This window comes from Pseudomonas sp. PSB18 (assembly GCF_014596565.1).
Taxonomy (GTDB): Bacteria; Pseudomonadota; Gammaproteobacteria; order Pseudomonadales; family Pseudomonadaceae; genus Aquipseudomonas.
On sequence record NZ_NOIN01000002.1, the window covers coordinates 536771 to 549991 of the forward strand.

Sequence of the window (13221 nt, forward strand, 5' to 3'; positions counted from 1 at the left end):
ACCATTACCTTGACTGATCCACCGCTATCGCGAGCAGGCTCGCTCCCACAAGGGATCTGTGTCACGTCGATTTAAGCTACAGATCCGATTCCTGCACCACCCTCACCTTCTCCGCATCCAGCGCATACGCCGCACTCGCCAGGTCGTTGTCGACCTTTTCGATCTTCAGCGTGCCGGTCACCCACAGCGGCGTGTAGATGTCGTCCAGCTTCAGACCCTTGGGGTAGCGCACCAGCACCAGTTGGTTAGGCGGCGGTGGCGGGACATGGATGCAGGCGCCGGGGTATGGCACCAGGAAGAACAACGTGCTGCGGCCCTTGGCGTCGGTTTCCAGCGGCACCGGGTAGCCGCCGATGCGGATGTGCTTGTCGTTCATCGAGGCCACGGTCTTGGTCGAATACATCACCGCCGGCAAGCCTTTGCTTTGCTTCAGGCCACCCTTGTTGGTGAAAGTACCGTTGGCTTCGGGGGAGTTGTGGTCGATCTCGGGCATGGCCTCGAGGGCTTTCTGGTCCGACTTGGGCATCAGTTCGAGCCAGTCGGTTTCCGGCAATTCGGCAGCGTGGGCCAGGCCACTGCCCAGCAGAAGAAGGGTCAACACTAGACGGCGCATGAAAGGGCTCGGCAATGAGTGATAGATGGATCGCCGGGCATTCTAGCCCCCTGCGCGCGCCATGCGCAGAGGGCTTTGTCGCATTGACTCAGTTTCTTTTGATCAGGCCGTAGATCACCAGCAGCACGATCGCGCCAACCAGGGCACCGATGAAACCGGCGCCTTGCCCGGCCTGGTAGATACCCAGGGCCTGGCCACCATAGGTGGCTGCCAGCGAACCGCCGATACCGAGCAGGATGGTCATGATCCAGCCCATGCTGTCATCGCCCGGTTTCAGGAAGCGTGCCAGCAGGCCAACGATCAAGCCGATGAAGATGGTTCCGATGATTCCCATGGCAATTCCCCTTTTGATTGAGATAGCCAAAGCCTAGTCAGACTTTGGCACCTTGCCATGAGAGAATCCGGCCGACGAATGGTTCCAACCGTGTTGCAGATTATTGCTCGGCGATCAGCGTCTCGACCTTGATGATCTGCTGGGCCAGCGTAGCCCGGTCAGCACAACGCAGGTTGGCGTGACCAACCTTGCGCCCGACCTTGAACGCCTTGCCATAGTGATGCAGATGGCAGTCGGCGATCGCCAGGACCTTCTCGGTGTCCGGTACCTTGCCGATGAAGTTCAGCATCGCACTTTCACCGACCTTGGCGGTGGAACCCAGCGGCAGCCCCGCTACCGCCCGCAGGTGGTTTTCGAACTGGCTGCACTCGGCGCCTTCGGTGGTCCAGTGCCCGGAGTTGTGCACCCGAGGCGCGATTTCGTTGGCCTTGAGACCGCCGTCCACTTCAAAGAACTCGAACGCCATCACGCCGACGTAGTCGAGCTGCTTGAGCACCCGGCTGGAGTAATCCTCGGCCAGGGCCTGCAGCGGATGGTCGGTACTGGCGACGGACAGCTTGAGAATGCCGTCCTTGTGGGTGTTGTGCACCAGCGGGTAGAAACGGATTTCACCGTCGCGGGCACGCACGGCGATCAACGAGACTTCACCGGTGAACGGCACGAAACCTTCCAGCAGGCAGGCCACGCTGCCCAGCTCGGCGAACGTACCGGCTACGTCTTCAGGGTTGCGCAGGACTTTCTGGCCCTTGCCGTCATAACCCAGGGTGCGGGTCTTGAGCACGGCCGGCAGACCGATGGCAGCGACGGCGGCTTCCAGGTCTGCCTGGGATTGAATGTCGGCGAAGGCCGGGGTGGGGATGCCCAGGTCCTTGAACATGTTCTTCTCGAACCAGCGATCGCGGGCGATGCGCAAAGCTTCGGCGCTCGGGTAGACCGGGACGAACTGGGACAGGAAGGCAACGGTCTCGGCCGGGACGCTTTCGAATTCGAAGGTCACCAGATCCACTTCATCGGCCAGTTGGCGCAGGTGATCCTGGTCGCCGTAGTCGGCCCGCAGGTGTTCACCCAACGCGGCGGCACAGGCGTCCGGCGCCGGGTCCAGGAAAGCGAAGTTCATCCCCAGCGGCGTACCCGCCAGGGCCAACATGCGACCCAACTGGCCGCCACCGATTACACCGATCTTCATTCGTCAACAACCTCAGGCAATGCGTGGGTCTGGATTGTCCAGGACGCTGTCTGTCTGCTCAGCGCGGAATTTTTTCAGCACGGTATGGAATTGTGGATGCTTGGCACCCAGGATGCTCGCCGACAGCAGGGCCGCGTTGATCGCGCCGGCCTTGCCGATGGCCAGGGTCGCGACCGGAATGCCGGCCGGCATCTGCACGATGGACAGCAGCGAGTCGACGCCCGAAAGCATCGACGACTGCACCGGCACGCCCAGCACCGGCAGGTGGGTCTTGGCCGCACACATGCCTGGCAGGTGAGCCGCGCCACCGGCACCGGCGATGATCACCTCGATGCCACGGGCCTCGGCTTCTTCGGCGTACTGGAACAGCAGGTCCGGGGTGCGGTGGGCGGAGACCACTTTCACCTCATAAGGGATGCCGAGCTTTTCCAGCATATCGGCGGTGTGGCTAAGGGTGGACCAATCGGACTTGGAGCCCATGATCACGCCAACCAGTGCACTCATCGTCGTGCCTCTTCTCTCTGGGCGCCCGCAGGCGCGTCAAAAAACAACAAGCCACGCGGGAAACCGGCGTGGCTTGTTGTACGAATAATGGCCGATCTGGACCGGCCGAAGGCCGCGCAGTATACCGCAATGAAGCAGATAAACAGCCCCCGTCGCGACCATCTGTCATTTGTGCCCGGACGGCGGTTTTATTGACTTGGAGGTCAACGCAAGAACACCCCAAATCCCCCTCTGTGGGAGCGAGCCTGCTCGCGATGACGAGCTGACATTCAGCATCAATGTTGCCTGACCCACCGCTATCGCGAGCAGGCTCGCTCCCACAGGGTTGTGCGTGCTTTCAGGAGCCGGCGCCGCCTTCGAGCTTGCGCCACAGCAACCGCACATTGGCCTTGCGCACCAGGGCGCAACGGTACAGGCGGATCTCCAGTGGGACGTGCCATTGCCCGCCGCCACAGATCACCAGCTCGCCTCGGGCCAGTTCGGCACGGACGCTCAGGTGCGGCACCCAGGCGATGCCCAGGCCTTCCAGGGCCATGCTTTTAAGGCTGTCGGCCATGGCCGTTTCGTAGACCGTGGTGAAACGCAGCGCCCGCTGGCGCAGCAACTGGTTCACCGAACGACCGAGAAACGCCCCTGCGCTGTAGGCCAGCAGCGGCACGCTGGCCTCGCCTTCGAGGTCGAACAGCGGTTTGCCGTTGGCATCGGCGGCACACACCGGCAGCATTTCAGTCTGGCCCAGGTGCAGCGACGGGAAAATTTCCGGGTCCATCTGCATCGCCGAATCCGGGTCGTAGAACGCCAGCATCAGGTCGCAACCGCCTTCACGCAATGCATGGACGGCGTCGCCGACGTTGGTCGCCACCAGGCGCGTGGCGATGTTCATGCCTTCGTTGCGCAATTGCGCGATCCAGCGCGGAAAGAAACCCAGGGCCAGGGAGTGCGCGGCCGCCACCTGGATCACTTCGCCTTGCCCGCCTTCCAGATGATGCAAATGCCGCAGCACCTCGCCCAGCTGCTCCACTACCGTGCGCGCCGTCACCAGGAACAACTGCCCGGCCGCCGTCAGCTCGACCGGCGTGCGGGAGCGGTTGACCAAGGTCAGCCCCAGCGCCGCTTCCAGGCTACGAATCCGCCGGCTGAACGCCGGTTGCGTGACGAAACGCCGTTCGGCCGCCTGGGAGAAACTGCGAGTAGCCGCCAAGGCACTGAAGTCCTCGAGCCATTTGCTTTCAAGATTCATCACGCCCTCCCAAAACATGCACCAAAACAGGTCACACGTCCGCCGTACCGCCGGCGTCACATCCACATTATGCCGAATATGCATAGGGCAGTGTTTAACAGCATTGGCCCTTACGTTTACGAGAGCCTACGATCCACAGCGTTCCGGCTCAGACCGGGTCCTTATCGAGATGATTTCTATCATGTCCTCCGCTGCATCATTCCGCACAGAAAAAGACCTGCTTGGCGTACTCGAAGTACCGGCGCAAGCGTATTACGGCATCCAGACCCTGCGAGCGGTGAACAACTTCCGTCTCTCGGGCGTTCCGATCTCGCATTACCCCAAGCTGGTGGTCGGTCTGGCAATGGTCAAACAGGCTGCCGCTGACGCCAACCGCGAGTTGGGCCAACTCAGCGAAGCCAAGCATGCAGCCATCAGCGAAGCCTGTGCCCGTCTGATCCGCGGCGACTTCCACGAAGAATTCGTGGTGGACATGATTCAGGGCGGCGCCGGTACGTCGACCAACATGAATGCCAACGAAGTCATCGCCAACATCGCCCTGGAGGCCATGGGCCACCAGAAAGGCGAATACCAGTACCTGCACCCGAACAACGACGTGAACATGGCGCAGTCTACCAACGACGCCTACCCGACCGCGATCCGCCTGGGTCTGCTGCTGGGTCACGATGCGTTGCTGGCCAGCCTCGACAGCCTGATCCAGTCGTTCGCCGCCAAGGGTGAAGAATTCAGCCACGTCCTGAAAATGGGCCGCACCCAGCTGCAGGACGCCGTGCCGATGACCCTCGGCCAGGAATTCCGCGCCTTCGCCACTACCCTGAGCGAAGACCTGGCGCGCCTGAAAACCCTGGCGCCCGAACTGCTCACCGAAGTGAACCTGGGCGGCACCGCCATCGGCACCGGCATCAACGCCGACCCGCGCTACCAGGCCCTGGCCGTGCAGCGCCTGGCCACCATCAGCGGCCAACCGCTGGTACCGGCTGCCGACCTGATCGAAGCCACGTCCGACATGGGTGCCTTCGTGCTGTTCTCCGGCATGCTCAAGCGCACCGCGGTCAAGCTGTCGAAAATCTGCAACGACCTGCGCCTGCTGTCCAGCGGCCCACGTACCGGCATCAACGAAATCAACCTGCCGGCCCGCCAGCCAGGCAGCTCGATCATGCCCGGCAAGGTCAACCCGGTGATCCCGGAAGCGGTCAACCAGGTGGCGTTCCAGATCATCGGCAACGACCTGGCCCTGACCATGGCGGCCGAAGGCGGCCAACTGCAACTGAACGTGATGGAACCGCTGATCGCCTTCAAGATCTTCGACTCGATCCGCCTGCTGCAACGGGCCATGGACATGCTGCGCGAGCACTGCATCGTCGGCATCACCGCCAACGAAGCGCGCTGCCGCGAACTGGTCGAGCACTCGATCGGCCTGGTCACCGCCCTGAACCCGTACATCGGCTATGAAAACGCCACCCGCATCGCCCGTGTTGCCCTGGAAAGCGGCCGCGGCGTGCTGGAACTGGTGCGCGAAGAAGGCTTGCTCGACGACGCCATGCTCGACGACATCCTGCGCCCGGAAAACATGATTGCTCCGCGTCTGGTCCCGCTGAAAGCGTGATCGATGCAACCACCGCTCACCAGGTCGAGGGACTAGACACCTCTCACCTTTTGAGGGCTTGGGGATTATTCCCCAAGCCCTTTTTTTGCCAATGCCACGGAGACCTTATGCCGAAAACGACAACATCGAATGAAGATCGCAGCCTTGGGCAGCTCCTACAAAGGGCTGTCGAAGGCTGCGATTTTCGTTAATCCCAGCAAGTCGTTTCGTCGCTTGCACCACAACTGTGCAGACGGGCATCGCACTGATAGGTATAGTGCCGCCCCTCTTCGCATGTGTGGTCGTCGGTAGCGAGACTTAAACATGCGAAACCCGAACTAATAACAACCCGCGAATTGGACCGGGACGAAACCTCGCCTCACCTGTCAAGCCGTGCGCCGACGGATGTTTCGGGATGTTTCCAAATGGCCAGCATTTGCTTAAACAAAAAACAGCGAGGAATACTCATGCTCGAAGTCATCAACGACTTCCTCTCAGGGAAAGTGCTGATCCTGCTCATTGTCGGGCTCGGCAGCTACTTTACGATCCGCTCGCGTTTCGTCCAGTTCCGTCATTTCTTCCACATGTTCGCGGTGTTCCGTGACAGCCTCAAAAGCAGCACCGACCAGCTCAGCTCCTTCCAGGCCCTGATGCTCAGCCTCGCCGGTCGTGTCGGCGCGGGCAACATTGCCGGTGTGGGTATTGCCGTGACCCTCGGCGGCCCCGGTGCAGTGTTCTGGATGTGGGTAACCGCACTGGTCGGCATGTCCAGCAGCTTCTTCGAGTGCTCCCTCGGCCAGCTCTACAAGCGCTGCGACTCTGAAGGCCAGTACCGTGGCGGTCCGTCCTATTACATCCAGCACGGCCTGCAGAAGCGCTGGTTGGGCATGATCATGGCCTTCCTGCTGCTGGTCACTTTCGGCTTCGCCTTCAACGGTCTGCAAGCCCACGCCGTGACCCACTCGCTGAACAACGCCTTCGGTCTCGACACCACCTACACCGGCCTGGGCCTGGCGGTGCTGCTGGGCCTGGTGTTCATCGGCGGGATCAAGCGTATCGCCAAGGTTGCCGACCTGCTGGTACCGGTCAAGACACTGGCCTACATCGCCGTGACCATCTACGTGATCGTGCTGCAGTTCGACCACGTGCCGGCCATGCTGGCAACCATCGTCAAGAGCGCCTTCGGCCTTGACCAGGCGTTCGGCGGCCTGATCGGCAGCGCCATCGTCATGGGCGTCAAACGCGGCGTCTTCGCCAACGAAGCGGGCCTGGGCAGTGCGCCTAACGTGGCCGCCGTTGCATCGGTCGAACACCCGGTCGCCCAAGGCGTGGTCCAGGCGTTCAGCGTGTTCCTCGACACCTTCGTGATCTGCACCTGCACCGCGTTGCTGATCCTGCTGTCGGGCTTCTACACCCCTGGCTTCGAAGGCGACGGCATTGCCCTGACCCAGAACTCCCTGGCCGCCGTGGTCGGTGACTGGGGCCGCATGTTCATCTCCGTGGCCCTGGCGTTGTTCGTGTTCACCTCGATTCTCTACAACTACTACCTGGGCGAGAACAACCTGCGCTTCATGCTCGGTGAAAACCGCAAGGCGCTGATCGGTTATCGCGCACTGGTACTGGTGCTGATTTTCTGGGGCGCCATCGAAAACCTCAGCACCGTGTTCGCCTTCGCCGACATCACCATGACCCTGCTGGCGTTCGTGAACCTGATCGCGCTGTTCCTGCTGTTCAAGGTCGGCATGCGCATCCTGCGCGACTACGACGCCCAGCGTTCGGCCGGCATCAAGACTCCGGTCTTCGATTCCAGCAAATTCCCGGACCTGGACCTGGACCGCAAAGCCTGGCCAGCCACCCCATCCGCCTCGGCTGCCCAGCCTGACGCGGTGACCGGTGTGGCCGCAGCGCAACGCTGATCGGCAAGCCTGCTGCAAAAAACCGGGCGCACCCCCTGCGCCCGGCGTGACACAACGTAAGGTCGGCGTCATGCTCGACCTTATGTTGGGCAGCTCGACGAAGCTGCCGTTTTCGTCCTCGGAGAACGACCATGAATGCCTCGACCTACCCTGCCGCCCAGCACGTCATGGTGCTCTACACCGGCGGTACCATCGGCATGCAAGCCAGCGCCCACGGCCTCGCCCCGGCCTCCGGCTTCGAAGCACGCATGCGCGACTACCTGCACAGCCAACCTGAACTCGTCATCCCGCAATGGCGCTTCCGGGAAATGTCGCCGCTGATCGACAGCGCCAACATGACCCCGGCCTACTGGCAGCAACTGCGCGAAGCGGTGGTCGACGCCGTGGACGTGCAAGGTTGCGACAGCGTGTTGATCCTGCACGGCACCGATACCCTGGCCTACAGCGCGGCGGCGATGAGCTTCCAGTTGTTGGGCTTGCATGCCCGTGTCTGCTTCACCGGCTCCATGCTGCCCGCCGGCGTGACCGACAGCGACGCCTGGGAAAACCTCAGCGGCGCGCTGGTCGCTCTCGGCCAGGGCCTTGCACCGGGCGTGCACCTGTACTTCCACGGCGAGCTGCTGGCGCCGACCCGTTGTGCGAAAGTGCGCAGCTTCGGTCGCCATCCGTTCAAACGCCTGGAGCGTCAGGGCGGCGGCGCCAAAGCCACTTCGCTGCCGGCACAGCTGAATTACAACCAGCCCAAGCAACTGGCGAACGTCGCGGCACTGCCGCTGTTCCCGGGCATCAGCGCCGACATCCTCGACGGCCTGCTGGGCAGCGGCATCCAGGGCCTGGTGCTGGAATGCTACGGCAGCGGCACTGGCCCGAGCGACAACCCGGCCTTCCTCGCCAGCCTCGCCCGAGCGCGGGACAGCGGCGTGGTGGTGGTGGCCGTGACGCAATGCCATGAAGGCGGCGTGGAGCTGGACGTGTACGAGGCCGGCAGCCGTTTGCGCGGCGTCGGCGTGCTCTCTGGCGGCGGCATGACCCGCGAGGCTGCATTCGGCAAGTTGCAGGCGCTGATCGGCGCAGGACTGCCGGTGGATGAGATCCGGCGGTTGGTTGAGCTGGACCTGTGTGGCGAGCTGATCTGACCGCCAGGCACACCTGACGAGTGGCCTGTGGGAGCAAGGCTTGCCCGCGACAAAGTTGACGCGATCCTCAGAAATCGCGGCGATATATCGCGAGCAGGCTTTGCTCCTACAGTTTGCTGCCACGAAGCATGGCAGCTTTGGGCTTTACTCCCGGCACACAACTTGCTCCATTTACAGCTTCCCCAGGCTGGAAACGGACATGCTTCATTCCCACCTCACCACCCTCAACGCCGTCTCCCTGGTGCTCAATGCCTTCAAGCACGAAGGCCTGGCCAGTGACGCATTGCTGGCCGGCAGTGGCATCAGCGCAGCGGACCTGAGCCGGGCCGACACGCGTATCACCACCAACCAGGAAATGCAGGTCTGCGCCAACGCTGTGGCCCTCAAGCGCGACATCGGCCTGGAATTGGGGTGCAGCATGCACGTTTCGTCCTACGGCATCCTCGGCTACGCCCTGCTCACCAGTGCCACCTTAGGTGACGCCTTGCAGCTGGCGCTGCGCTATCCGGCGCTATTGGGAACACTCTTCGAGCTGAACCTGGAGGGAGACGATGAGGCGGTCTGGCTCAGCGCCAGCGATTACCGGGAGAATCCGGCCCTGGCCGCGTTCAACGCCGAATTCTGCATGGTCTCGCTGAAAGTCATCTGCAACGACCTGCTCGGTCACCCGCTGCCCTTGCGCGCGGCGCGCTTCGAACACCCGGCACCGGATTACCAAGCCCGCTATGGGGCCCATTTCGATTGCCCGGTGCATTTCGGGGCCATCGACAACGCCTTTGCCTTCGACCGCCACTGGCTCGACCACCCGCTGCCACTGGCCGACCCGATCACCCACCACGCCATGGTCGAACGCTGCCGCAAGCAAAACATCGAGTTCACCGGCCGCCAGGCCTGGCTGGGCCGCATCCGCCAACTGCTCGCCGCCCAACTCGACGCCGCCCCCGGCCTGGAAGGCCTGGCCGAACAAATGAACTGCTCCGCCCGCACGTTACGCCGGCACCTCAAGGATTCGGGTTGCAGCTACCAGGAGCTACTGGACGAACTGCGCTTCGAGCGGGCCAAGCAAATGCTCTGCGAGGACCAACTCCCCATCCACCGCATCGCCGAACTGCTGGGCTTCAGCGAAACCGCCAGCTTCCGCCACGCCTTCGTTCGCTGGAGCGGCGTGGCGCCGAGCCAGTTCAGGCCCTGAGCCCACAGCCCCCCCTGTGGGAGCGAGCCTGCTCGCGAAGCAATCCACCAGACACCACATCCCAGAAGCCCAACCACAACCCCCGTGGCGAGGGAGCTTGCTCCCGCTGGGCTGCGCAGCAGCCCCAATCCAACCAACGCATTTCTACCTGACAAACCACACCAGCCAACCCACGACGGCTACGCCGCCGAACGGGAGCAAGCTCCCTCGCCACGGATTGCAGTCATCTCCGGCCCGCGTCGCATGTCCTGACCGCCAGACGTTACGGAAAGCCCAGATGGATCTCAGATCCATCCAACCTGTTGACACCATGATCGTTCCGCAACAATGATTATCCCAACGCATGAGAGGCGACTCTCGTGCCTACCTTCCGAGGCCCGCTTGAGAGAAATCTCAGCGGGCTTTCGTGTTTCTGTGACAAGGCAACGGGTGCCTTCGTAGGCGATTAATGCCAATCCACGCATGGGCGGCGGGCTGCATAGACGCGTCGTCCGTGCGAAACGCTTAGAGCGAGCGGCCGCCGTCGACAATGATTTCCGAACCAACCGTCCATCGTGACTCGTCCGAAGCCAGGTACAGCACAGCTTTGGCTACTTCCTCGGGCGTGCCGAAGCGGCCGAACGGGATGGTCGCAACGATGTCTTTGTTGACCTGCTCGCGATAGGCATCGGGAATCCCGAGTTTGTCGTAAAGCGGCGTATCGACCGGGCCAGGGCTGACGGCATTGAAACGAATGCCGCGCTGGAGCAGTTCGCTCGAAAGCGTCTTCGACATGTTGAGGAACGCGGCCTTTGTCGCTCCATACACCGATGAATGCGCAGCGCCGATGTGTGCATTGACCGATGTATTGAGCACGACCGACGCGGGGTTCGCAAAGACGGGTAGCAGCGCCTGAATCAGAAAGTACGGCCCCTTGACGTTGATGTCGAAGGAGCGATCGAACATGTCCTCCGTCCACTCTTCGATTGGCAGCCAAACGGATACGCCCGCATTGAGGAAGGCAACATCGAGTTGGCCATAGTGAGTCTGAACGGCATGCGCCAGTTCCTTCTGCGCAGCGATGCTGGCCGAGTCGGCACGGAGTACCAGAACCTCGCGGCCCAGTTCCGTCTGGGCATTTGCGATGGATGCCGGATTGACTCCAGTGACGATCACCCGTGCGCCTTCAGCAAGGAATTGCTTGGCCGTTTCCAGGCCAATGCCGCTGGTGCCGCCGGTAATGAGAGTGCGTTTGCCTTGTAATCGGGACATGTAAAGTTCCTTTCCGTTTTCACGGTCAGTCGATGCACTGACCAGCTGAGAGAAACTATGTATTCATGTCCGCACATTGATAAGATTGTTTATTTGAATACATTTCATGCCGAAATTGCATGAATAAGAGGCCCGAATGGATCGACTGCTGCTGATGACCTGCTTTGTCCGCGCTGTCGAGACAGGAAGTTTCTCGGCTGCGGGGCGCGACTTGGGGCTGGGACAGCCCAACGTCAGCCGCTACGTGGCGGCGCTGGAAGATCATCTACAAACCAGACTGCTGCACCGATCTACGCGAAAGCTTGCTCTCACCCCCGAGGGAGAACGCTATTACGCAGACGCCCTGCGCATTCTCGACGCGGTAGCACAATCGGAGTCGTCATTCAGGGAAAACGTCGCTCCGTCCGGATTGTTGCGCGTCGCCTGTCCGACGGCGCTGGCGCATACCTTCATCTTGCCTCATGTATCTGCCTTCCTGGAGCGCTATCCAGCGTTGACGCTCGATCTGCAGCTCAATGACCGCTACGTAAATCTGGTCGACGAAGGGGCTGAACTGGCGATTCGCATCGGGCATCTGGAAGACAGCGCAATGCGTGCCCGACCGCTGGCCTGGTTCGAACGTGTGTGCGTTGCCAGCGAGGGATACCTGGCCAAACGCGGAATCCCCGCTACGCCCAACGACCTGAGAACGCACGATTGCCTGATCTACACCTTGCTGTCGACAGGCACCACATGGCGTTTTCGGAATATCGAGGTTCCGGTTTCCGGCAGGCTTCGGGTCAACTCTCCCGAGGCCATACGAGCGTGTGTCAATGCCGGGCTGGGGATCGCACAGGGGCCTGAATGGCTGTATGAGGAAGGGCTGAAAAATGGCAATCTGCAGCGGGTGCTAAGGGACTACGTGGCCCCGCCTGTCCCCCTTCAAGTCGTCTACCTGGCGGATAGGCTCCTGCCCAAACGAGCCCTCGTATTCATGGATTTCATCGCCGAAATATTTGCGAAGAGTCCTGCGTTCAACGAGCGCCACAAGCTGTCTCAGCTGCAATAATCCCGCGTACGACCGCGACATGTCCTGATCCCAAGGTCCTGATCCCAGCAAAGAGCCATTTCCGGTCAAACCTTTTGGCCATTTCAATCCCCTTTTGGCCTCTCCCACCGTTCTCCTGAGCGCCACCCGCCGCAAGACTATCCTCAACCGATCAGTCCCCTTGCGGAGAACAACAAATGCTGACGATCTACTCAGACGATCACCACCTGCACCATGGCCGCTGCGAGCTGATGGACGGGCAGCTCATGCCCTGTTTCGAAATGCCTTCCCGCGCCGATCACGTGCTGGAGCGGGTCAAGGCTCGTGCGCTGGGGCCGGTGGAAGCGCCACGGGATTTCGGCCTGGCGCCCATTCAACGCATCCACACTCCCGCCTACCTGGAGTTCTTCAAAGGCGCCTGGGATCGCTGGGCCGAATATAACCGCGACGGTGACTTGCTGCCCTTCACCTGGCCGGCCCGCACCCTGCGCACGGTCATCCCGAAGAGCCTGCACGGCCAACTCGGTTATTACAGCTTCGACGGCGGCGCGCCGATCACCGCCGGCACCTGGCAAGCCGCCTACAGCGCAGCCCAGGTCGCCCTCACCGCCCAGGCCGAAATCCAACGGGGTGCGCGCAGTGCCTTTGCACTGTGTCGGCCGCCGGGGCATCACGCGGCCAGTGATCTGATGGGGGGTTATTGCTACCTCAACAACGCGGCCATCGCCGCCCAGGCGTTTCTCGACCAGGGCCATGGGAAGGTCGCGATCCTCGATGTGGATTACCACCACGGCAATGGCACGCAGTCGATCTTCTATGAGCGCAGCGATGTGCTGTTCGCCTCGATCCATGGCCATCCGGAGGCGGAGTTTCCGTTCTTCCTCGGTTATGCGGATGAGCGCGGCGAAGGCGCTGGGGAAGGCTTCAACTTCAACTATCCATTGCCGGCCGGCTCAGGCTGGAATACCTGGAGTGCTGCGCTGGAGCAGGCTTGTACTGAAACCCAACGCTACGACGCCGATGTCATCGTCGTCTCGCTGGGCGTGGACACCTTCAAGGATGATCCGATTTCACAGTTCAAGCTCGACAGCCCGGATTACCTGGCGATGGGCAAGCGCATCGCGGCACTCGGCAAGCCGACGCTGTTCGTGATGGAAGGCGGCTATGCGGTGGCAGAAATCGGCATCAATGCCGTGAACGTTCTCGAAGGTTTTCAAAGTGCCCAATGAGGAAGAAG

12 protein-coding genes are annotated in these 13221 nt (G+C 61.8%); 6 read left to right on the forward strand and 6 right to left on the reverse strand.

Annotated elements, in window-relative coordinates:
- Positions 1–76 precede the first annotated feature (76 nt).
- The 5 genes from CGA22_RS06550 to CGA22_RS06570 form a co-directional block, all read right to left on the reverse strand.
- Positions 77–613 (reverse strand): DUF3299 domain-containing protein, encoded by a 537-nt coding sequence (locus tag CGA22_RS06550; protein ID WP_041021673.1) that lies wholly within the window; start codon positions 611–613, stop codon positions 77–79.
- Between the two features lie 88 nt (positions 614–701).
- Positions 702–947, reverse strand: coding sequence for a GlsB/YeaQ/YmgE family stress response membrane protein (locus CGA22_RS06555; protein ID WP_003187057.1), 246 nt, complete (start codon positions 945–947; stop codon positions 702–704).
- Positions 948–1047: 100 nt separating this feature from the next.
- A complete protein-coding gene (locus CGA22_RS06560; protein WP_041021674.1) occupies positions 1048–2133 on the reverse strand; it encodes a 5-(carboxyamino)imidazole ribonucleotide synthase in 1086 nt (361 codons plus the stop codon).
- A 12-nt stretch (positions 2134–2145) separates the two neighbouring features.
- Positions 2146–2637: a 5-(carboxyamino)imidazole ribonucleotide mutase gene (gene purE, locus CGA22_RS06565; protein ID WP_003196369.1), complete on the reverse strand. Its 492-nt coding sequence runs from the start codon at positions 2635–2637 to the stop codon at positions 2146–2148.
- Between the two features lie 337 nt (positions 2638–2974).
- A complete protein-coding gene (locus CGA22_RS06570) occupies positions 2975–3877 on the reverse strand; it encodes a LysR substrate-binding domain-containing protein (RefSeq protein ID WP_041021675.1) in 903 nt (300 codons plus the stop codon).
- A 181-nt stretch (positions 3878–4058) separates the two neighbouring features.
- Between CGA22_RS06570 and aspA the strand changes: the two genes are divergently transcribed.
- From aspA to CGA22_RS06590, 4 genes are all read left to right on the forward strand, one after another.
- Entirely contained in the window at positions 4059–5483 is a 1425-nt protein-coding gene (aspA, locus tag CGA22_RS06575) for an aspartate ammonia-lyase (protein ID WP_139641277.1), read from the forward strand.
- A gap of 446 nt (positions 5484–5929) precedes the next feature.
- Complete coding sequence (locus CGA22_RS06580; protein WP_041024693.1) at positions 5930–7378, forward strand: alanine/glycine:cation symporter family protein; 1449 nt, start codon at positions 5930–5932, stop codon at positions 7376–7378.
- A 131-nt stretch (positions 7379–7509) separates the two neighbouring features.
- Positions 7510–8514 (forward strand): asparaginase, encoded by a 1005-nt coding sequence (locus CGA22_RS06585; protein ID WP_041024694.1) that lies wholly within the window; start codon positions 7510–7512, stop codon positions 8512–8514.
- 199 nt (positions 8515–8713) lie between these two features.
- Positions 8714–9706, forward strand: a complete 993-nt coding sequence (locus CGA22_RS06590) for an AraC family transcriptional regulator (RefSeq protein ID WP_188258519.1) — start codon at positions 8714–8716, stop codon at positions 9704–9706.
- Positions 9707–10210: 504 nt separating this feature from the next.
- On the opposite strand, the gene CGA22_RS06595 is transcribed toward CGA22_RS06590, so the two are convergent.
- Positions 10211–10957: an SDR family oxidoreductase gene (locus CGA22_RS06595; RefSeq protein WP_041021043.1), complete on the reverse strand. Its 747-nt coding sequence runs from the start codon at positions 10955–10957 to the stop codon at positions 10211–10213.
- Positions 10958–11093: 136 nt separating this feature from the next.
- Here CGA22_RS06595 and CGA22_RS06600 point away from each other — a divergent pair, with 136 nt between their 5' ends.
- Both CGA22_RS06600 and CGA22_RS06605 read left to right on the forward strand, forming a co-directional pair.
- Positions 11094–12005, forward strand: a complete 912-nt coding sequence (locus CGA22_RS06600) for a LysR family transcriptional regulator (RefSeq protein ID WP_041021044.1) — start codon at positions 11094–11096, stop codon at positions 12003–12005.
- A 176-nt stretch (positions 12006–12181) separates the two neighbouring features.
- The gene (locus CGA22_RS06605) at positions 12182–13213 is read left to right on the forward strand and encodes a histone deacetylase family protein (RefSeq protein ID WP_041021045.1); all 1032 of its coding nucleotides are present in this window, start codon (positions 12182–12184) and stop codon (positions 13211–13213) included.
- Positions 13214–13221 lie beyond the last annotated feature (8 nt).